Source organism: Streptomyces sp. NPDC002054 (genome assembly GCF_040296685.1).
GTDB lineage: Bacteria > Actinomycetota > Actinomycetes > Streptomycetales > Streptomycetaceae > Streptomyces.
Window position 1 is genome coordinate 94,465 of record NZ_JBEOXT010000016.1, and the last position, 19,982, is coordinate 114,446.

The window sequence follows — 19,982 nt, forward strand, 5'->3', positions numbered from 1 at the left end:
GCTGTGGCCTGACTGGCCCGGCCGTGCCGCGCTGCACCGGTGCTCCTGGCCGTCACCGGCCGCCGCCGGCCCGGCCAGGCCCCCCAGTGGGCCCGCACGCGCCTCATTGCTCCGCGCGTACGGACCAGCGCATGCCGAGGGCGTTCAGTTCCCGGACCCGGTCTGGGGGGAGTGAGGCGGCGCGGGTGCGTTGGTTGGCGATCCAGGCGCCGAGACGGAGGTCCCGCGTGCCCACCCGCTCCACATGGCCGCGCGGGACCCGCAGGTGCTGCTCGCGCTCCCGGAACTGCCGGGCCGCCGCCAGCTGGGCCGCCCACTTCTCGGCCTGGCTGCGGCGGGGTTCCGGGCGCTCCGACTCCGTCGCGGGGGCCAGCCCCAGGGTGTGTTCCAGCAGCCAGTGCTGGGCCCAGCCCAGCCGCTCCCAGCCGAGCCGCTGCGCACGCACCCAGGCGCCCAGGTCCTCGCCCTGCACCACGGCCTCGCCCGGGCCGGCCGGCACGGAGCCGCCCGCCGCCAGATGAGCCCGGGTCAGATGGAAGGCCCGCTGCCAGGAGATGTCCCAGGCCGGGCACCAGGACGCGTCGATCTCCTCCAGCGCCTCCCGCCGCTCCACCGGGAGGTCGCCGCGGCGGGCGGCGGCGCGGTTGTTCTTCATCCAGATCCCGACCGGAGCCCCGTTCCAGGTGGCGTCCGCCGGCGGCAGCAGATGGCCGTGTTCGGCCGCCCAGGCCCGGGCGGCCGAGAGCCCCTCGTCGAACGCCACGTCGAAGTGGCTCCACACCATGCCGAGCACGTCCAGCGAGGCCATGCGCTCCGCGCCGAGTGCGCCCCGCCGGTAGGTCCGCCGGGCGTCGGCGATCCACTGGCCGAGCGGGAACCCGGCCAGCGAGGCCGGCCACTCCGCCGCCCCCGGGCCGGCCGGCCCAGCCGGGCCACCCGCGCCGAGCCCGCCCGAGCCTGCCGGGCTAGCCGGGCCGCCCGAGCCCGGCCCGCCCGTGCCGGGCGCGGGTGCGCGGAAGCCGAACGGGACCCGCAGGTCCCCGGCCAGCCTCCGGTAGACGCTCGCCGCCGCCACCCCGCGCCGCCAGTGCTCGCGCTCCGGATGCAGCACCCGCAGCCGGATGAAGGCCGCCAGCAGGGCCGGATCCCGCGGAGCCGAGAAGGCCAGCAGGCCCTGCGCCTCCGGACTGACCCCGCCGGGCCCGGCTCCGGCACCCGCGCCGGCCCCGCCGGCCCCTGCACCGGACTCCCGCGCCGGCTTGGGCGTACGGCTCTGCGCCTGCGGCTGGGCGAGGGCCTCCACCAGCCGGGAGTCGTGCGCCCGCAGCGCCTCCAGCACCCGGGCCAGACTTCCGTACGCCCGCGAGGTCAGCATGGCCTCCGGCGTCTCGCCCGGGCCCAGCAGCACCGGCACCACCAGCGAGGCGACCTTGCCCTCGCCCGGCCGGATCCGCAGCGCCCGCCCCACCGCCTGTACGAGATCGGGCATGGAGCCGCGGACGTCCGCCCAGAACACGGAGTCGCACTCCCGGGTGTCCACCCCCTCGCCCAGCACCCGCACACTGCCGAGGAACGCCCGGTCGGCCACCCGCGGGTCCGCGAACGCGTCCAGTACCCGCCGCCGGTGTGCCGCCGGGTGCCGGCCGCACAGCCAGTCGGCCCACACGGTCCGCGGGTAGGCGGGCCGGACGGCCCGGCTCGACCGGCGCAGCCGCGCGGCGACCGCCGGCAGTCCGGCCGCGAAGGCCTCGGCCTCGCGGGTGAGGTGGTGGAAGACCAGGGTCCGCCGGAAGTCCTGTTCGGCCGCCGCCTTCACCAGGGCCGTCTGCAGGGCGGCCAGCCGGGGGCCACGCACCGCGTCCGAGCGGCCGTCGGGGCCCAGCAGCACGGCCGCCTGGAAGCCGGGGTCGGTGACGTCCACGCAGACCACCCGGTACGGCGCACAGATGCGTCGGTCGATGGCCTCGCTGAGGGAGAGAGTGTGGCAGCGGGCGCCGAACGGCCCGTCCGGGTCGTCCTCCATCGAGGCGACCAGCTCGCCCCGCCCGGCCCCGGGCCCCGCGCCGGTGGCTTCCGCGGTGCCGTCGGCGCCTTCGGGGTCACGCCAGACCCGGGGTGTCGCCGTCATGTAGAGCCGCCGGGCGGCCGGGATCCGGCGGTTGTCGTGCACCACCGCCCACGGTTTGCCGATCCGCCCCGAGGTGCGGTGCGCCTCGTCCACCACCACCAGGTCCCAGGCGGGCAGCCCGGCCCGGTGGGCCCGCTCCAGCGTGCCCAGGCCCAGGGAGGCGTACGTGGCGAAGACCGTGACCCGGTCAGCCGGCCCGGACCGGGAAACCAGTGCGGCCAGTTCGGCCGGATCGGTGGTGGTGGGGAAGCCCGCGTCCTCGGCGCGCAGCGAGCACACCCCGGCCATCCGCCCGGACCGGCCGCCCTCCCGCCAGGCGGCACCGGTCTGCACCAGCAGGTCGAGCGACGGGACGAGCACCAGCACCCGGGCCGCCCGCAGTTCCTCGGCGGACCGCACGGCCACCAGGGACTTGCCGGACCCGGTGGCCATGATCACCTGGGTGCGCAGCCCGCCCGCCGGGAGCGGCCGGCCGGGCGGCGGCTCCAGCGCCCGGAGCACCGCGTCGACGGCCTCCCGCTGGTGCGGCCGGAGCTGCTTCCTCGCCATGTTTTCCGCTCCCGCCCACGGTGATCAGCCATTTCGGCTCCAGTCTCCATCCTGCCCCGAAAACGAAGCGAACAGGCGCAGGCCGCGCGGCGGGGCGGGGCCTACATCCGGGCACCGAAGTTCTGGGTCCACCAGGGCCCGCCGGAACCCTTCCGGATGCCCACGCCGATGTCCTTGAAGGAGCAGTTGAGGATGTTGGCGCGGTGCCCGGAGCTGTTCATCCAGGAATCCATCACCTGCTCCGGGGTCTGCTGGCCCTTGGCGATGTTCTCGCCGTACGTGGACCAGCGGTAGCCGGCCGCGGTGGTGCGGTCGCCGGGGTCGCTGCCGCCCGGGGCGGTGTGCGAGAAGAAGTCCCGGTCCGCCATGTCGTCGGAGTGGCCCTGGGCAGCCGCCCGCAGCTGGGGGTCGTCCTTGAGCGGACCGCAGCCGGCCGCCGCCCGCTCCTTGTTGACCAGGGCCACCACCTGGGCCGCAGTGCCCTGCGGGGCGGGGGGCGCCGGGCGCGGGCTGGACGGGCGCGGGGCGGGCTTGGCGGAGGTCTTGCCCGGGCCGGCGGTCTTGACCGGGCTCGGGCTGGCGGACGCGCCGGCCTTGGCGGATGCGCTCGTGCCGGCGGAGGCCGAGGCGGAGGCGGAGGCGGACGGCGAGACGGAGGCGGAGCCGGAGGGCGAGGCCTCGGCGGAGGCGTCCGGCGCGGTCAGCACGGCCAGCGGGGAGGCGGGGGACGAAGCGGCCTCGTCCTCGCCGTCCCCCGGTCCGGTGCCGAGGTACCAGATGCCGCCGCTCGCCATGCAGGCCGCGACCACCGCCGCGCCGACCGCCCGGCGCCGGTTCTGCCGTCGTTTGCGGGCTGTGCCGCGGACGCCGTCCCGGCCGTCGCCCGCGCGGTGCCGCCCGGCCTCGGCGGTGCCGTGGCCGTCGGCCGGGCTGCCCGTGACGGCGTACCCGGCGTCGCCCGCAGCCACGTACGCCGCTGCGTCCGGACCGGCGTACCCGGCCCCGCCCGGACCGGCGTACGCCGCCGCGCCCGGATCGGCGTACGCCGCAAGGCCGGCCGGAGCGAACCCGGTGACGGCCGACCGCACGCCCGACAGCAGGGCCAGCGACACCGGGACCAGGGCCAGGCCGGCCAGCAGGCCCTCCGCCGGGACCAGGCCGTTCCACAGGCCGGCGCAGCGCACGCAGTCGCGCGCGTGCCGCGCTATCCGCTTGCGCCACAGCGCCGACGGCCGGCCGTCCCAGCTCGCCAGCACCGGCCGCAGGTCCTCGCAGGGCGGGACCGCGTCCAGCGCCCGTACGACCACCCGGGCCGCCTCCAGCTGCGCCTTCATCCGCTGCACCCGGACCGCGGTGTGCTGCGGCGACAGCCCCAGCGCCTCCGCGACCTCCGGCCGGCTCAGCTCGCCCGCGCACTCCAGCCACCACAGCGACAGCAGCCCCCGGTCGTCCGGCTCCAGCCAGCGGGTGGCCCGGGCGGTCTCCTGCCGCTGTCCGGCCAGCTGCAGCCGCGCCACGGTCAGGTCGACGAAGTCCGCCCCCGGGTCGGCGAGTTCCTCGGTGCCCTCCAGGCCGGACGGGCCGAACTCCCGCTCCCGCCAGTGCGCCCGGATCCGGTTCATGGTGATCGCCACCAGCCAGGACCGGAAGCTCTCCGGGGCGCGCAGGCCGCCGAGCCCGTCCAGCGCCCGCAGCATGGTGTCCTGGACCACGTCGTCCACATCGAAGGAACCGCCCAGGGCCCGCCCGACGATGTTGTAGACGAGCGGCAGGTGGGTGCTGACGAGCTCGTCCTGGGCCCGCGGATCACCCTCGCGGGCTGCCGCGACGAGTGCCGTGAGTGCTGCCGTGCCGTGCTCTGTGCTCATGTGATGATCCCTGTCCGTGGCGCCGGTCGATGATGCCCAATACCTGGGAGACCGTCGAGAGGGTCCCGGATAACAGTTATCGGATTGTCGGACTGGATGGGGACCGGACGGGGTACCGAACGCGCACGCAGGGTCAGAATGAGGAGCGGCGGCCACGGGACGCGTGTGGGGGGCGGCATGCCGGTGTTGCTCGTACGGGGACGGCGGGAGACCGGTCGTGCGCGCGGCTGGCCGGCGTATCTCGCGGCGGTGGGACTGGGCGCGGGCGCGCTCGGGCTCGCCTCGCTGTGGACCTCCGGGGCCTGGGCCACCGGCATCGGCGCGGCCGTGACCACGCTGTCCGGGCTGGCCGCCGAACGGCTCAACCCGGCTGAAGCCACCGCGACCAGGCGCGGCGCGCTGCTGCGCACGCCCGGCGGCCGGATCCCGCGTACGGCCCGCCTGCACCGCCCCGAACAGGCCGGCGCCCACCCCGCGGACCCGAGCCCGGGCGGCGGCCTGGCCGCGGGGCGGAGTCCGGCCGGCAGCCTCGCCGCGGGCCGGAGCCCGGGCGGCAGAAGCGCCGCGGGCCGCAGTCCGGCCGCTGGCAGCTCCGCGGGCCCGAGTTGGGCCGTCGGCCGCTTCGCGAGCCGGAGCCGGGCCGGCGCCCACCCCGCCGACTCGAGCCCGGCCGGCGGCCTCGCCGCGGGCCCGAGTCGGGCTGCTGGCCGCTTAGCGGGCCTGACTCGGGCCGTTGGCCGCTTCGCGGGTCGGAGCCCGGCCGGCAGCCTGGCCACGGGTCGGAGTCCGGCCGCCGTCGGCCGTTCCGCCGGTTCCGTCGCCGCACCCGCCACTCCCGGCTCTTCCACCTCGCCCGTCTACATCCGGCGCGATGCCGAACCCCGGCTGCGTGAGGCCCTCGGCCGGTCCGGGTTTGTGCTTGTGGTGGGGGAGTCCACGGCCGGCAAGACTCGGCTCGCCTACGAGGTGGCCCGCATGCTCTACCCACGGCACGCCTTCGTCCGCCCGCTGAACCGGGCCGCCCTGCCGGAGGCGTTACGCACCGCCGCGCGCCGGCGGCGCGCGGTGCTCTGGCTGGACGACCTGGAGGACTTCCTCGGCGCCGAAGGCCTGGACCCCGGCCGGCTGGCCGCACTGCTCGCCGGGCCCCCCGGCCGGCGCGTGGTGATCGCCACCCTGCGCTCCCAGGAGTACCGCCGCTACGAGGCCCGCGAGGAGAGCCGGCTCACCGGCTCCGACCGGGACGCCTGGCGGGCCCAGCGGGAGGTGCTGCACCTGGCCGCCGTCGTACGGCTGGACCGGCACTGGACCCCGGAGGAACGCCGCCGGGCCGCCGCCCACGCCGACGACCCCCGGATCGGCACCGCCCTGCGGGCCGGTGACCGCTTCGGCATCGCCGAAGTACTCGCCGCCGGGCCCGAACTGCTCGCCTCCTGGCACAACGCCTGGGCGCCCGGAGCCAATCCGCGCGGCGCGGCGCTGGTGGCCGCGGCGGTGGACTGCCGGCGCGCCGGACTGCGCCGCCCGGTCAGCCGCGACTGGCTCCGCGACCTCCACCCGCCGTACCTGACCGCCCGCGGCGGCGGCGACCTCCAGCCGGAGCCCTTCGCGGACGCCATGGCCTGGGCCTGCACCGCCGCCTACGCCACCAGCGGCCTGCTGATCGGCAACTACTCCCAGGGCTACACCGCCTTCGACTACCTGCTCGGAGACCCGGGGCTGGCTCCGGTGCCCGACCACCTGTGGCAGGCCTTGCTCGCCCGGGTGGAGCCCGCCGAGGCCTACGACATGGGCTTGCTGGCCCACCAGGAATCCCGGCTCGCCCGGGCCGCCCAGGCCCTGGCCAAGGCCCGCCGGGGCCGGGTGCCCGGAGCCGACTTCCTGCTCGCCATCGCGGTCGGCGACGCCGGCCGGCCCCGCCGCGCGGCGGCCGACCTCGCCGGGGTCGCCCACCGCCGGGAGGCCCGGCTCGGCCCCCGCCACCCCGACACCCTGGCCGCCCGGCACCAGCTGGCCTACTTCACCGGCGAGGCCGGGGACGCCCCCGCCGCCGCCGAACGGTTCACCGCCCTGGTCGCCGACACCTCCGCAGTCCTCGGCCCGGACCATCCCGACACCCTGGCGGCCCGGCACCAACTGGCCTACTTCACCGGCGAGTCCGGAGACCGGGCCGAGGCCGCCCGGCAACTGGCCCGGCTGCTCGCCGACCGGCTGCGGGTCCAGGAAGCCGACCACGCCCAGGTGCTGGCCACCCGGCGCAGCCTGATCTGGTACGGCGACCAGCGCCCCGCCGAGACGGCCCGCCGGCTGGACGAGCTGCTCGCCGACGCCCTGCGCAGCCTCGGCCCCGACGACCCGCACACCCTCGCCATCCGGGCCAGCCAAGCAGCCCTGGCCGCCCGGGCCGGCCACACCGCCGAGGCTGCCGCCGCTTGGGAATCCCTCGCCGCCGACCGCACCCGGCTCCTCGGCGCCGACCACCCGCACGCCCTCTACGCCCGGCTGGAACGGGCCCGGGCCCTGGCCGCCGGCGGCCGGCCCGCCCAGGCCCGAGCCCTGCTCCTTGGGACCCTGTACGAGGCCGAACGCGTCCTGGAGCCCGGCCACCGCCACCTCCGGCTGGCCCGTGAGCTGCTGGCCGGCCTCAGAGCAGCGGAGCCGGAGCGGCCGTAGCCGCGCGCAGGGCCGGTGCGTATGGTCTGTACCAGCAAGTTCCGGTACGCGGTGCCCAGTTCCACTCCATGGAACAAAAGGGAGGGTTCCTTGTCGGACTCCTTGTCGGGTTGCTCGTCCTGCCATCCGTACGCGGTCATAGCCGCCCAGCGGCTGCTGCCGGTGCTGCGCACCGCCGACACGGACGAGGCCGTCCGGCGGACCACCGCCCTCCTCGCCGCCGGCTGCCGCGCCGTGGAACTGACCACCTCCACCCCCGGCTGGGCCGAGGCCGTCGCCCGCACCGTCCCGCTGGCCGACGCCCACGGCCGGCCCGCCCTGATCGGGGTCGGCACGGTGACCGGAGCCGCGCAGGCCGAGGCCGCGCTGGACGCAGGCGCCGGGTTCCTCGTCTCGCCCCACCCCGCCCCCGAGGTCCGTGCGGTGGCGCGGCGCCGCCACGCCGTCTTCATCGAGGGCGGGTTCACCCCCGGCGAGATCGCCTCGGCCGTCCGGGCGGCCGGCGCCGCCAAGGTGTTCCCGGCCCACGTCGGCGGACCGCAGTTCATCCGCTCCCTCATCGCCGTCCTGCCGGCGGCGCTGATCCTGCCGACCGGCGGCATCCGGCCCGCCGAGGTCCGGGACTGGCTCGACGCGGGGGCCGGGGCCGTCGGCATCGGCAGCGGCCTGCCGGCCGGCCCCGCCGAACTGGCCGCCCTCTTCGCCGGCCTGGCCGTGCCCTGCGGGTGCGGCTGCCGGTCCGGCCGTACCGCGGAGGCCGGGCGGTGAGCGGGGTCGCGCAGGGGATTGCGCACGCGGGGCCGTACGACGTGCTCGTCCTCGGTGAGGTCCTGGTCGAGATCCAGGCCGGCACCGCCCTGCGCGGTGCCGTCGACGGCACCGGCGCCCGGATCTCCTACTCGGGCGACGCACTCAACGCCGCAGCCGCCGCCGTCGCCGCCGGGGCCCGCACCGCCCTGCTGGCCGTGGTCGGGGACGACGAACTGAGCGAGCCCCTGCTGCACCGGGCCGCCGGACTCGGCATCGACATCGCCCACGTACGCCGCGCCCCCCGCCCCAACGGCGCCTATCTGCTCTCCGCCGACACCGAGGACGACCGCGCCTTCATCTACTGGCGCACCGGCAGCGCCGGTTCCACCCTCTCCCGTGCCCACGTCGAGTCCTGGCACGACCTGCTCACCGGCACCCCGGCCCTGATCACCAGCGGGATCACCGGGGCGCTCTCGCCGAGCAGCTGCGAGGCCGTGCTGGCCGCCGCCGAAGCCGTGCACCGGGCCGGCGGGCACCTCTCGTACGATCCCAACTTCCGTTCCCGGCTGACCGGCCGGACCGAGGCCCGGGAGCTGCTCGCCCGGATCGCCCCGTGCACCGGACTCCTCAAGACCTCCTGCCCCGCCGACGCCCTGGCCCTGGTCGGCACCGACGACCCCGCGGAGGCCGCCGCCCGCTACCGCCGGCTGGGCGCCCGCGCGGTGGCGGTCACCGCCGGCCCCGGACGGCTGCTGCTGCACGACGGGACCGGGGCCCGCTACCTTCCGGTCCCGGCCAACCCGGCCCCGGTGGACGCCACCGGGGCCGGGGACTGTTTCACCGGCACCGCCACCGCCCGGCTGGCCCTGGGTGACACCCTCGCGGACGCCGTCGCCTACGGCGTGGCCGCGGCCTCCCTCTCGGTGTCCGGCCGCGGCGGCACGGGACACGTTCCCGCCTTCGCGGACACGGCCGCCCTGGCCCGGATGCGAGCCGGCCCGGAGTGACCGGTCCGCGCCGGACTCACCAGGAGCCGGGCAGCGGGTCGGTGACCCAGCCCGCCGCCAGGACCAGCTTCGAGGTGCGGTGGACGGCGAGGAAGCCGAAGGGGCGGTCGACGACGAGGCCGATCCGGCGGGTCCGGTAGCGCGGGCGCGGCGGCGGTGCGCCGCCGGGCGCCATGGCGACGGCGGTGACGGCCGCCGCCTCGAAGCCCTCGGCGTGGAACCGGGCCAGTGCCGACTGCGCCGCGGCGCCGACGGCCAGGGGTTTGCCGCTGATGCCGGGGAAGTGCCCGAAGCGGAGGTCGGTGGCACTCTCCAAGCCGAACAGCCGCGCCTGCGGCAGCAGATCGTGCTCGGCCTCGACCGAGAACGCCACCGTCTGCACGGCCAGCCGGGGCTCGGGGGTGTACGACTGCTCCGTACGGATGTCCAGTCCCGGACCGGGAGTTCCCTCCGGCAGCGCCGACCCGGCCACCGGCGCGGCGGCGCCGATGCCGTCCCCGTACCCGGTCACGGCTGCGATGCCCGCGGCCAGCACCTCGCCCGGGCGGGCGGCGGACTCGCCCAGCACGAGATGGACGTCGACCCCGCCATCGCCCACCACCTCCAGCAGGGTCAGCGGACCGGCGGTGGTGTCGGCAACCCGCACCCGGTCCAGCAGCGAGGTCCAGCGGCCGAGGCCCCGGACCACCTGTCCCGCCCAGGGGCCCTCGGTGATCTCCTTCGGGCGCTCGGTGAACGGCTGGAGCCAGGTGAGCCGCAGGGCGAGCGCGGAGGCCAGCACCAGCAGGGTGTCCGCGGACACCGGCACCGGCATCCGGTCGATCAGCCCGCCGGTCCGCTCCGCCGCCCACCCGTCGAGGACTGCCCGGTCCGTGTCCGGCGACCCGGTCAACTCCCCGCGGGTGCCCGGCGGCAGGCCGGCCGCCCAGGGCTCCTCCAGGGGCAGGTCCCGCCGCGCCCACAGGCCGGTGGCCGTTTCCAGGCCCCGTACGCCGGCCAGTCCGGCGAGCAGCTCGCGGGCCGCCTCGGCCGCCGCCTCGGCGGGTATGCCCAGCGCTTCCGCCAGTTCGGTGCGGGCCGGGCCGTCCGCACCGTCCGCGAGCAGGGCCAGCAGCGGCCACAGCCCGGCGGCCGTCACCACCGTCCCGCCCTCTGCGTCGGCCGCCTCGCGGGCCCAGCGGGCCGTGAGCCGGTTGACCGCTCGTATCGTCGTCGTTCTCATGCCGGGCAGGGTACGGGGTAAGGGCACCGCCGGGCCGGGGCATTCCCGCGGCCCGGCGGCGCCGGTTCAGCGGCCCCGCAGGCCCCGGTCGACGGCGGTCATCAGCTCCCCGTCCGCGGTGTCCGCGTCCAGCGACCAGAACATCGCCCCGCCCAGGCCGTGTTCACGGATGTACGCCGACTTGGTGCGCAGCACCTGCGGGTCGTCGTATGTCCACAGGGTGGTGCCGTCGAACAGCCAGGCGTGGCCGCCGCGCCGGTCCCGGTGGACCTGGTAGGAGCCGCCCTCGGCCAGCTTCTTCAGCGCCTTGTAGTCCTCGTACCCCGCCGCCCAGGTGGCCGGGGCCGGTCCGGTCGCGGGCTGCCCCATGCCGTCCCCGCCGCCGCTCACACCGGTCCAGCCCTGCCCGTAGAACGGCATGCCCATCACCAGCTTGTGCGCGGGAGCCCCGCGCCGCAGCCAGGCGTCCACGGTGCCGTCCACGCTGAAGTCGCCCCGCGCGTACAGGGCGGACTGCTGGGCGGTGGTCTTCTCGCCCGACACGTGGAAGTCGTAGCCCTGGAGGGTGACGAAATCGAGGTCCCGCATGATCCGGGGGACCTCGAAGCCCGCGTCGATCTTCGCGGGGGCGGTCGGCACGAAGGCCGACAGCTCGTACTTCCGCTGCTGGGTGCGCCCGTACGCGTCCAGCTGGCTGCGGAACTCCCGGACCAGCGCGGTGAAGTTGCGCTTGTCCTCCGGGCGGAACTTCGTGTCGGAATCGCCCTCGGAGCCGGGCCACTCCCAGTCCAGGTCGATGCCGTCGAAGATGCCGGCCGCCGAGCCGGGGCCGCCGCGGCTGCCGTCCTGCGGCAGGTTCCCCTTGAGATAGAGGTCGATGCAGGATGCGACGAAGGCCTTGCGGGAGGCGGGGGTGAGGGCGGCGTCCGAGAAGTGGGTGGACCAGCTCCAGCCGCCCAGCGAGATCAGCACCTTGAGGTGCGGGTGCTTGGCCTTGAGCTCGCGCAACTGGTTGAAGTTGCCGGCGACCGGCTGTTGCCAGTCGTCGGCGACCCCGTCGACCGAGTTCGCGGCATCCAGCGGCCGGACGTAGTCGGCCCAGGCGTCGGCCTCACCCGGCACGTTCCCCGTGAAGCACCTGCCGTCCGGACCGACGTTGCCGAAGGCGTAGTTGATGTGCGTGAGCTTCGCGGCGGTGCCGCTGGTGTCGAGGTCCTGCACCTGGAAGTCGCGTCCGTAGACGCCCCACTGGGTGAAGTAGCCGACGCGCTTGAGGGAGCGGCCGTGGCCGGCTCCCTCGGCGTCGCCGGCATCGGCACTGGCGGCGGGCGCGAAGGCGGCCAGCAGGGAGAGGGAACAGGCGGCGACGGCCAGCCTGCCGAGCATGCTGCGGCGCATGGGCTTCCTTTGCTGAGGATGCGGGGAGTATGCGTCGTGCGGGCGTTGCAAGGTCCACGCCGGAAACTATTGGTCTGGACCAGCGGGGGTCAAGAGGGCGGTTCCCCTTCCACACCGCCTGACCGCCTGGCCAGAGCGGACCGGTGACTTCGGACGGGTCGCCGGGCCCAGCGCCCCGCCCGTCGTGGTCTCATGTTCCGTGTCCGCGTCCCGTGTCCGCGTCCTGCCTCCTCGTCCCGAACGGAGTCTGCCGATGAGCGCGCCGATTCCCGGGGGGCACCCCCTCCACCTCACCGTGCTGGGCAGCGCCACCCCGTACCCCGCTCCGGACAACCCCTGTTCCGGCTACCTCGTCGAGCACGCCGGCACCCGGCTCTGGGTGGACGCCGGTCCCGGCACCCTCGCCGCCCTGCAACGGCATGCCCGCCTCGACACCCTCGACGGCATCTGGATCTCCCACCTGCACGCCGACCACTGCTCCGACCTCCTCACCGCCTACTACGCCCTGCGCTACGCCGACATCGAACGCGCCGCCCCGCTCCCGCTGTTCGGCCCGCCCGGGATCGCCGCCCGGCTCGCGGACTTCCTCACCAACGGCCCGGACCGCAGCCCGGTCGAGTCCGCCTTCGCCATCCGCGAGCTGTACGACGGCCACACCGCGAGCCTCGGCCGGCTCCGCCTGACCAGCCGGGCCGTGGAACACGGGCTGCCCGCCTTCGCCCTGCGGATCGAAGCCGACGGCGCAGCCCTCGTCTACTCCGGAGACTGCGCACCCTGCCCCGCCCTCACCGGCCTCGCCGCCGGCTGCGATGTCCTGCTCTGCGAGGCCGATGGCACGCCCGAGGGTCACCACACGGCCGAGCAGGCCGGCGACACCGCCGCGACCGCCGGTGCCGGCCGGCTGATCGTCACCCACGTCGGCCACACCCTCACCCCGGACCAGGCCGTCTCCCGAGCCAGCACCCGCTACCCCGGCCCGGTCACCCACGCCACCCCCGGCCGGGTCTTCACGGTGAGGTGCACGGTCACCAGCTGATTCCCGCCCGCCGTTCCCGCATCCGAGGAAGTGATCATGAAGTACGCCTTCTCCACACTCGGCGTCCCGGGCCGGACCGTCGAGGAGACCGCCGCCCTCGCCGCCGAGCACGGCTTCGACGGCGTCGAACTACGCGCCCACCACGAGGAGCCGATGCACCCCGGCACCCCGACCGCCGACCGAGCCGCCGCCGTCCGGACCTTCGCCGCGGCCGGCATCACCGTGCTCACCGTCGCCGGGTACGCCAAGGTCGCCGCCGCGGGCGATGACGACCCGGTGCTCGCCGAACTGCTCTCCCTGATCGTCCTCGCCGCCGACCTCGGCGCCGCCTTCGTCCGGGTCTTCCCCGGCGGCGGCCACCTCCCCGGCGCGGAGGCCGACGCCCACGCGGTGCGGCGGCTCGCCGCCGCGGCCCCCTTCGCCGAACGCCACGGCGTGCGGATCCTGCTGGAAACCCACGACTCGCACCGCACCGGAGCCGCCACCGGCCGGGTGCTGGACCGGGTCGGCCATCCGGCCGCCGGCGCGCTGTGGGACGTACTCCACACCTGGCTGGGCGGCGAATCCCCGGACGACTCCCGGCAGGCCCTGGCCGGTCACCTGGGATACGTCCAGGTCAAGGACGTGGCCTCGGCGACGGAACTCACCCCGCTCGCGCTGGGCGCCGGGGTGTTGCCGCTCGCCGAGGCGGTGGCCGCCGTGCCACCGGACGGCTGGCTCTGCTGGGAGTACGAGAAGCGCTGGTACCCCGATGCCGCCGAGCTGCCGGGCCAGCTCACCCGCGGCCGGGAACACCTGGCGCAGCTCGCCCGGCAGACTCAGGCGGAGTAGGTCAGCGCGTGGCTCCGTCCGGCATCAGCGCGACCGGATGGTCAATCGGGGCAGCAATTCCAGATGCTGGCCTGGGCTCCGGTCCCCGTGGAGCAGCCGGTCCAGCAGCAGTTCCGCCGCCCGCGCCCCCACTTCGCGCTTGGCCGGGGCCACCGCCGACAGCGGTACGTCGGCCAGCCCGGCCACCTCGTCGTCGTACGCCACCACCGCCAGGTCCTCCGGCACCCGCACGCCCCGCGCCTGCAACTGCGGGATCAGCATGATCGCGTCGGCATCGCTGTGGATCAGCGCGGCCGTCACCCCGCCCTCGGTGACGGCCGCGCACAGATAGGCCAGGGTGCGGGCGAACCGGTCCGCCGCGCCCAGCGGGGCCGCTCCGGCCGGCGGCCAGGGTGGTGCCGGCGCCAGCCCGAGTGCGCCCACTGCCGCCTCGTAACCGGCCCGCAGCCGGGCCGTGGTCGGGGTCTCCCGGCTGGCCAGCGCGATCCGCCGGTGCCCCAGTCCGGCCAGGTGCTGCACCGCCCGGGCCGCCCCCTGCGCATGGTCCGAGGTCACCCGGTCCAGGGCCGCGGCCGGGTGCCCGGGCGGGGCCGAGCGCTCCACCAGCACCGTCGGGACCGGCAGTTCCGCGGTCCAGGCCCCCTCGCCCGGCGCCGCCGACCCCGACTCCCAGTTCGGGGTGAGCAGCAGCCCGTCCGCCCCGGTGGACAGCAGCCGGTCCGCCTGGGTCCGGTCCTCGCCCGGCAGGTATCCGGTCAGCCCCACGGTCAGCCGGGCGCCGCGCGCCTCGACCGCCTCCCGTGCCCCGCGCACCACATCGGCGTAGTAGTACTCGATCGTCGGTGCCACCATGCCCACCACCAGGCCCTCGGCCCGCCGGGCCGCGGCGGGCCGTCCGGCCGGAGCGGCGGCCGGCCGCCCCTCCACCCGGCTCTCCACCCGGCTGATCACCCCGTGCAGCCGCCGGATCTCGCCCCGGGCAGCCATCGCCTCGATGTCCCGGCGCAGGGTGACGGGGGAGACCCCGAGCTCCGCCGCGAGATCGGTCACCCGCAGGCTGCCGCGGACCTGGACGAGGGCGAGTACCTGTGCCTGGCGCTGATCCACGCGCGATCTCAAAGGACCCCCTCGGGTGGCTGCCGGTCTGCGGTCGGCTCATTATGTTCACCGCGGTCATTGACGGTGCGGTCGAGGGGTCCGGGACACCCCCGGCCTCGGCCGCCCCACCCTCGTCATCCTCGAGTAGTGACATGAACCGCGAACTGTGGCGGAGGTCACGCCTGTTGCCGGTCGCCCTCACCGAGAGGGCGGTGGCCGCGCGCCCGGGTGTGCGGACCGCCCCGCGGACGAAAACACGGGTGAGGCGCCGCACAGGCACGGGATAGCGTGTCGATCATCCACACGTGAGGAGCGGAACCCACCCATGCGCTATCTCCCCCTCGGCCACTCGGGTCTGCAGGTGTCCGCCGTCGGTCTCGGCTGCAACAACTTCGGCCGGACCCTCGACGCCGCCGCCACCCGTGCGGTCGTCGACGCGGCCCTCGACTCCGGCATCACCCTGCTCGACACCGCCGACATCTACGGTTCCCCCCGCGGCGGCTCCGAGAGCCACCTCGGCCAGGCCCTCAAGGGCCGCCGCGACCAGGTGGTGCTGGCCACCAAGTTCGGCTATGCCGGTGTCGACATGGAGTACGGCCCGGCCATCGGCTCCCGCGGCGGCCGGCGCTACATCCGCCACTCCGTCGAGGCGTCCCTGCGCCGCCTGGGCACCGACCACATCGACCTGTACCAGCTGCACAGCCCCGACCCGGCCACCCCGCTCGCCGAAACCCTGACCGCGCTGACCGAACTCGTCACCGAGGGCAAGGTCCGCTACATCGGCCACTCCAACTTCAGCGGCTGGCAGCTGGCCGAAGCCGCCCACCTGGCCCGCGAGATTGGTGCCGCCCCGTTCGTCTCGGCGCAGAACGAGTGGTCGCTGCTGGAGCGCACCGCCGAGCGGGAACTCGTACCGGCCGCCGTCCACTACGGCGTGGGCGTGCTGCCGTACTACCCGCTCGCCAACGGCCTGCTCACCGGCAAGATCCGCCGCGGCGCGTCCGTGCCGGCCGGCTCCCGGCTGCACGGCGAGGACGACTACCTCACCGAGCAGAAGCTCGACGTGGTCGAGGCCCTGGCCGACCTCGGCGAGAAGTACGGGCGCAGCGTGCTGGAGCTGTCCATCGGCTGGCTCTCCGCCCAGCCGGGCTGCGCCTCGGTGATCGCCGGAGCCACCTCCGCCGAGCAGATCCGCGCCAACGCGGCCGTCGCCGACCGCCCCTTGGACGCCGAACTCCTTGCCGCGGTCGACGCGATAGCCGAGGCCGCGGGCTTCGGGCCGGGCCGCGGCGCCGCCTGACGGATCCCGCGTGACGAATCGTCGGCTCCGCCGCGCGCTCCCGGACGAGTTCCGGGGCGTCGCGGCGGCCGATCGCCCCCATCCAGCATCGCATCAGGAGGTGCCGTGAACCGCAGGCGGCAGAAGAAGCTGTCGAGGCGGCTCGTCACCGCGGCCTGGCTCGGCCGGACCGCCGAGGCCGAAGCCCTGCTGCGGGCCGGCGCACCGCCCGGGACGCCCGATCCCGACGGCACCACCCCGCTGTACGCGGCAGCCGTGCACGGCGCCGACCCCAACCTCCGCGAGGACCACGGCACCGGCCACACCCCCCTCTCCTGGGCGATCCGCGGCCCGCACCCGGAAACCGCCGAGGCCCTGCGCGCCGCCGGAGCCTCCGACTGATTCGCGCTAGGACACGATGTCCTTGCGCGCGAACCCCCGGAACGCGAGCGCGAACAGCACCACCGCGTACGAGACCGACACCGCAGTGCCCTTCACCATGCCGCCCCACTCCAGCTGCGGCTGCAACGCATCCGCCCACGCGAACTGCCAGTGGGCCGGCAGGAACTCCCGCCAGTCGCCCAGCGCGGTCACCGCATCCAGCACATTGCCCACGATGGTCAGGCCGACCGCCCCGCCGACCGCGCCCAGCGGCGCATCCGTCCTGGTCGACAGCCAGAACGCCAGCCCGGCCGTCACCAGCTGTGACACGAAGACGAAGGCCACCACCAGCGCCAGCCGCGGCAGGATGTCCCCGGTCGGCAGCGCACCGCCGGTGGGCAGTTGGAGCGGACCCCAGCCGTACGCGACCGCGCCCACCCCCAACGCCACCACCGGCAGCAGCACCATCGCCGCCAGGCTGAACCCCAGCGCCACCACCAGCTTGCTCCACAGCAGCCGCGCCCGCGGCACCGGCGAGGCCAGCAGGTAGCGCAGCGAGGACCAGCTCGCCTCGGAGGCCACCGTGTCCCCGCAGAACAGGGCCACCGGCACCACCAGCAGGAAGCCCGCCGAGACGAACAGGCTGGTCGCGGCGAAGTTGGCGGCCGAGGCGGTGGCCGTGTCGATGAGGGTGATCCGGCCGCCCCCGTTCCGGTCGTCCTCCGGGCCGCCGCCCACCGCGAACGCGATGAGCAGGATGAAGGGGAGGGCGGCCAGCACCCCGCCCATCACCAGGGTCCGGCGCCGCCGCCACTGCCGCAGCGCTTCCACCCGCAGCGGCAGCGTCCGGCTCGCCACGTACCCCGGTGCCGTCTCGGCCCCTGCCGACCCGGGCGCCCCGGCCGTCGTCGCCGCGCCCGTCGTCGCCCCCGCCGTCGGGGGTGTCTCCACCGTACTCATGCCGCTCCTCCGATCAGGGTGAGGAACGCGTCCTCCAGTCTCCGGTGCGGGCCCACCGCGGCCACCGGCACTTCCAGCCGGACGAGTTCGGCGACCAGTTCGCTCGCGCTCGCGCCCTCCAGCCGTACCAGCAGCCCGAGCCCGTCCTCGGACCTCGCCACCGACCCCACTCCCTCCAGCGCGGCCACCTTCTCGACGACCACGTCCGCGACCCGTTCCGCCGGTGTCACCAGCAGGGTGTCGCCGCCGCCGGTGATCTCGGCCACCGGACCCGCCTGCACCAGCCGCCCGCGGTCCATGACCACCAGATGCGTACAGGACTGCTCGACCTCCGACAGCAGATGGCTGGATACGATCACCGTCCGGCCGCCGGCCGCGTACCGGATCATCACGTCCCGCATCTCCCGGATCTGCGGCGGGTCCAGACCGTTCGTCGGCTCGTCCAGGATCAGCAGATCGGGCAGCCCCAGCATGGCCTGGGCGATGGCCAGCCGCTGCCGCATGCCCTGCGAGTACGTCCGTACCGCCCGCTCCAGCGCATCGCCCAGCCCGGCGATCTCCAGGGCCTCGTCCATGTGCGAGTCCGCGGCCGGCCGGCCGGTCGCCCGCCAGTACAGCTCGAGATTGGCCCGCCCCGACAGATGCGGCAGGAACCCCGCGCCCTCCACGAACGCGCCGACCCGCGACAGCACCGGCGACCCGGCGCGGACCGTATGCCCGAACACCCGGATCTCCCCGGCATCCGGCGCGATCAGCCCCATCAGCATGCGCAGGGTGGTGGTCTTGCCCGCCCCGTTCGGCCCGAGCAGACCCAGCACCTGCCCCTGCTCCACCCGGAACGACAGGTCCCGCACCGCGTAGCGGTCCTTGGACTTCTTGTACCGCTTCGTCAGCCCGGTGATCTCCAGTGGTACGTCGGCCCCCGCGGCCACCGCGTCCGGCCCGGGCCGCACCCCCGCGGCCGGAGCCCCGCCCGGCCGCGGCCGGGGCCGCCGCCGGACCGTCAGCAGCACGGCGGCCAGCACCGCCGCCCCCGCCGGCAGCCCCCAGGTCCAGGCGGGCAGCGCGGCGGCCGAGGTCCGCACCCCGTTCGCGACCGGAACGGACAGCGGACCGAGCACCTCCACCGAGTAGCGGGCCGGGGCCGCCGGCGTGGCAAAGCCGAGGTCGGTGGCGGACAGCACCAGGCGCAGCCGGTGTCCGGCCTCCACCGCATGGTCGACGGCCGGCAGCCGCAGCTCGACCTCCGCGCCGTTCTGCGCGTTCTCCACCCGGACCGGGGCCACCAGCTGACTGGGCAGCAGCTGCTGCCCGCCGGGCCCCACGTCGTACACCTTGCCGAACAGCACCGCCGAGCCGTCGGCCGCCGTCGACTTCACCCGCAGCCGGACGGTCGGGGTGCCGGTGATGCGGAGTTCGCCGCCCAGGGGCGCGGAGTCGAAGCGGGCGTACTGGCCCGGGAAGTCGAGGGAGAGACCGGTGCCGAACGCCCCGAGCTGCGCGCCGATGCCCGGCAGTGAGGACATCGAGGGCGGGGCCCCGCCGGCCGGGTTGACGAAGCTCTGCTCACGGCCGGCCAGGGCGACCGGGCGGGGCGTGGACGTCAGACCGGGGTAGCGGTCGCCGCCCGCCCCCCGGATCTGGATCTCGCCGTTGGTCGTGTCGATCCCGCCGGTGCGGGTGACCTGGAAGGCCGGACCGGTGTCCACCGAGGTGTCGCCCTTGAGATGGCGGTCGAACCAGGACGTCACCCGGGCCTCGATCCGGCCGCTCTCGCGCATACCGCCGTCGTGGCCGCCGGCCGCCCAGTCGACGGCGACCGGAGCTCCGTTCGCGGCGATGGCCCGGGCCATGGCGTCGGACTGGTCCAGCGGGAACAGCGAGTCGGCCTGGCCCTGCACGATCAGTGTGGGCACCTTGATCCGGTCGCCGACCGCCGAGGGGCTGCGCGCCTCCAGGAGCCGGCGCGCCTCCTCGTCGGGCTTCCCCGCCACCGCCACCCGCTCGTACATCGCGCACAGCTCCGGCTGGAACCGGCCGCAGCCGGGGGCCGCGGGGGCCGCGCCGGGCGGTGCGGCGGTGCCGTCGGAGGGCGGGCCGGCGAGCTGTACCCCGCCGGCCGATCCGGTGGTGAAGAACACCCCGGCCCACAGCTTCTTGAACACCCCTTGGGGGAAGAGGGAGTCCGCGAGACTCCAGTAGGTGATCTGCGGGGCGATCGCGTCCACCCGGTGGTCGTGGCCGGCGGCGAGCAGCGAGATGGCACCGCCGTAGGAGGCGCCGGCGATGCCCACCCGGGGGTCCCCGTCGGCGTCCAGCCGTACCTCGGGGCGCTTGGCCAGCCAGTCGATCAGCCGGGACACGTCCTTGACCTCGAAGGCGGGATCGTTCAGGCCGATCTTTCCGCCGGAGTCGCCGAAACCGCGCGCCGACCAGGTCAGCACGGCGTACCCATCGCGGGCCAGCCGTTCCGCCTGCGCCCGCACGTCGTCCTTCGAGCCTCCGAAGCCGTGGCCGAGCAGCACGGCCGGCCGCCGCTCCTGCGCCGCGCCGGCGGATCCCGGGGCGACAAAGTACGAGGTGTCGATGCCCGTGCCGGACATGTCCAGCACCTGGTCCGTGCGGCGCACGGCGGGCGCGTCATCGGAGGCGGCGACGGTCCAGGCACCGGCACCCGCCAGGACGGCGAGCGCGGCGGCGCCCGCGAGCGCGCGGTGCCGGCGGCGCCGCGGCAATCGGAGTTTCATACAGGAACCCTAAAGGGGCGCGCCTCTCACTCCGAGCAACCGCAGGCGGAACTCC

At 75.7% G+C, this 19,982-nt stretch carries 14 protein-coding genes; 7 read left to right on the forward strand and 7 right to left on the reverse strand.

Annotation, left to right across the window (positions count from 1 at the left end; all coding sequences use genetic code 11):
• Positions 1-103: 103 nt before the first annotated feature.
• Together ABT123_RS17155 and ABT123_RS17160 are read right to left on the reverse strand one after the other, a co-directional pair.
• Positions 104-2,677: a DEAD/DEAH box helicase gene (locus ABT123_RS17155; protein ID WP_351314598.1), complete on the reverse strand. Its 2,574-nt coding sequence runs from the start codon at positions 2,675-2,677 to the stop codon at positions 104-106.
• Between the two features lie 101 nt (positions 2,678-2,778).
• Positions 2,779-4,545: a sigma-70 family RNA polymerase sigma factor gene (locus tag ABT123_RS17160; RefSeq protein ID WP_351314601.1), complete on the reverse strand. Its 1,767-nt coding sequence runs from the start codon at positions 4,543-4,545 to the stop codon at positions 2,779-2,781.
• A gap of 177 nt (positions 4,546-4,722) precedes the next feature.
• Between ABT123_RS17160 and ABT123_RS17165 the strand changes: the two genes are divergently transcribed.
• The 3 genes from ABT123_RS17165 (at position 4,723) to ABT123_RS17175 (ending at position 8,975) form a co-directional block, all read left to right on the forward strand.
• Complete coding sequence (locus ABT123_RS17165; RefSeq protein WP_351314604.1) at positions 4,723-7,218, forward strand: tetratricopeptide repeat protein; 2,496 nt, start codon at positions 4,723-4,725, stop codon at positions 7,216-7,218.
• A gap of 90 nt (positions 7,219-7,308) precedes the next feature.
• Positions 7,309-7,986, forward strand: coding sequence for a bifunctional 4-hydroxy-2-oxoglutarate aldolase/2-dehydro-3-deoxy-phosphogluconate aldolase (locus ABT123_RS17170; RefSeq protein ID WP_351314607.1), 678 nt, complete (start codon positions 7,309-7,311; stop codon positions 7,984-7,986).
• Positions 7,983-8,975: a PfkB family carbohydrate kinase gene (locus tag ABT123_RS17175; protein ID WP_351314609.1), complete on the forward strand. Its 993-nt coding sequence runs from the start codon at positions 7,983-7,985 to the stop codon at positions 8,973-8,975. Before ABT123_RS17170 ends, ABT123_RS17175 begins: the two co-directional genes overlap by 4 nt.
• 16 nt (positions 8,976-8,991) lie before the next feature.
• Here the strand turns inward: ABT123_RS17175 and ABT123_RS17180 are convergent, their stop codons facing one another.
• Both ABT123_RS17180 and ABT123_RS17185 read right to left on the reverse strand, forming a co-directional pair.
• Complete coding sequence (locus ABT123_RS17180; RefSeq protein ID WP_351314612.1) at positions 8,992-10,197, reverse strand: serpin family protein; 1,206 nt, start codon at positions 10,195-10,197, stop codon at positions 8,992-8,994.
• A 66-nt stretch (positions 10,198-10,263) separates the two neighbouring features.
• The gene (locus ABT123_RS17185) at positions 10,264-11,595 is read right to left on the reverse strand and encodes a glycoside hydrolase family 18 protein (RefSeq protein ID WP_351314615.1); all 1,332 of its coding nucleotides are present in this window, start codon (positions 11,593-11,595) and stop codon (positions 10,264-10,266) included.
• Positions 11,596-11,848: 253 nt separating this feature from the next.
• Between ABT123_RS17185 and ABT123_RS17190 the strand changes: the two genes are divergently transcribed.
• Both ABT123_RS17190 and ABT123_RS17195 read left to right on the forward strand, forming a co-directional pair.
• The gene (locus tag ABT123_RS17190) at positions 11,849-12,631 is read left to right on the forward strand and encodes an MBL fold metallo-hydrolase (RefSeq protein WP_351314618.1); all 783 of its coding nucleotides are present in this window, start codon (positions 11,849-11,851) and stop codon (positions 12,629-12,631) included.
• Between the two features lie 36 nt (positions 12,632-12,667).
• Positions 12,668-13,462, forward strand: a complete 795-nt coding sequence (locus tag ABT123_RS17195) for a sugar phosphate isomerase/epimerase family protein (RefSeq protein ID WP_351314621.1) — start codon at positions 12,668-12,670, stop codon at positions 13,460-13,462.
• A 24-nt stretch (positions 13,463-13,486) separates the two neighbouring features.
• Here the strand turns inward: ABT123_RS17195 and ABT123_RS17200 are convergent, their stop codons facing one another.
• On the reverse strand, positions 13,487-14,581 hold the full coding sequence (locus ABT123_RS17200) for a substrate-binding domain-containing protein (protein ID WP_351314624.1): 1,095 nt from the start codon (positions 14,579-14,581) through the stop codon (positions 13,487-13,489).
• Positions 14,582-14,885: 304 nt separating this feature from the next.
• Here ABT123_RS17200 and ABT123_RS17205 point away from each other — a divergent pair, with 304 nt between their 5' ends.
• Both ABT123_RS17205 and ABT123_RS17210 read left to right on the forward strand, forming a co-directional pair.
• Positions 14,886-15,860, forward strand: a complete 975-nt coding sequence (locus ABT123_RS17205; protein WP_351314627.1) for an aldo/keto reductase — start codon at positions 14,886-14,888, stop codon at positions 15,858-15,860.
• Positions 15,861-15,965: 105 nt separating this feature from the next.
• On the forward strand, positions 15,966-16,241 hold the full coding sequence (locus ABT123_RS17210) for an ankyrin repeat domain-containing protein (protein WP_351314630.1): 276 nt from the start codon (positions 15,966-15,968) through the stop codon (positions 16,239-16,241).
• Between the two features lie 6 nt (positions 16,242-16,247).
• Here the strand turns inward: ABT123_RS17210 and ABT123_RS17215 are convergent, their stop codons facing one another.
• Positions 16,248-17,180, reverse strand: coding sequence for an ABC transporter permease (locus tag ABT123_RS17215; protein ID WP_351314633.1), 933 nt, complete (start codon positions 17,178-17,180; stop codon positions 16,248-16,250).
• Positions 17,177-19,927: an alpha/beta fold hydrolase gene (locus tag ABT123_RS17220; protein ID WP_351314636.1), complete on the reverse strand. Its 2,751-nt coding sequence runs from the start codon at positions 19,925-19,927 to the stop codon at positions 17,177-17,179. The genes ABT123_RS17215 and ABT123_RS17220 overlap by 4 nt, the downstream gene beginning before the upstream one ends.
• Between the last annotated feature and the right edge of the window lie 55 nt (positions 19,928-19,982).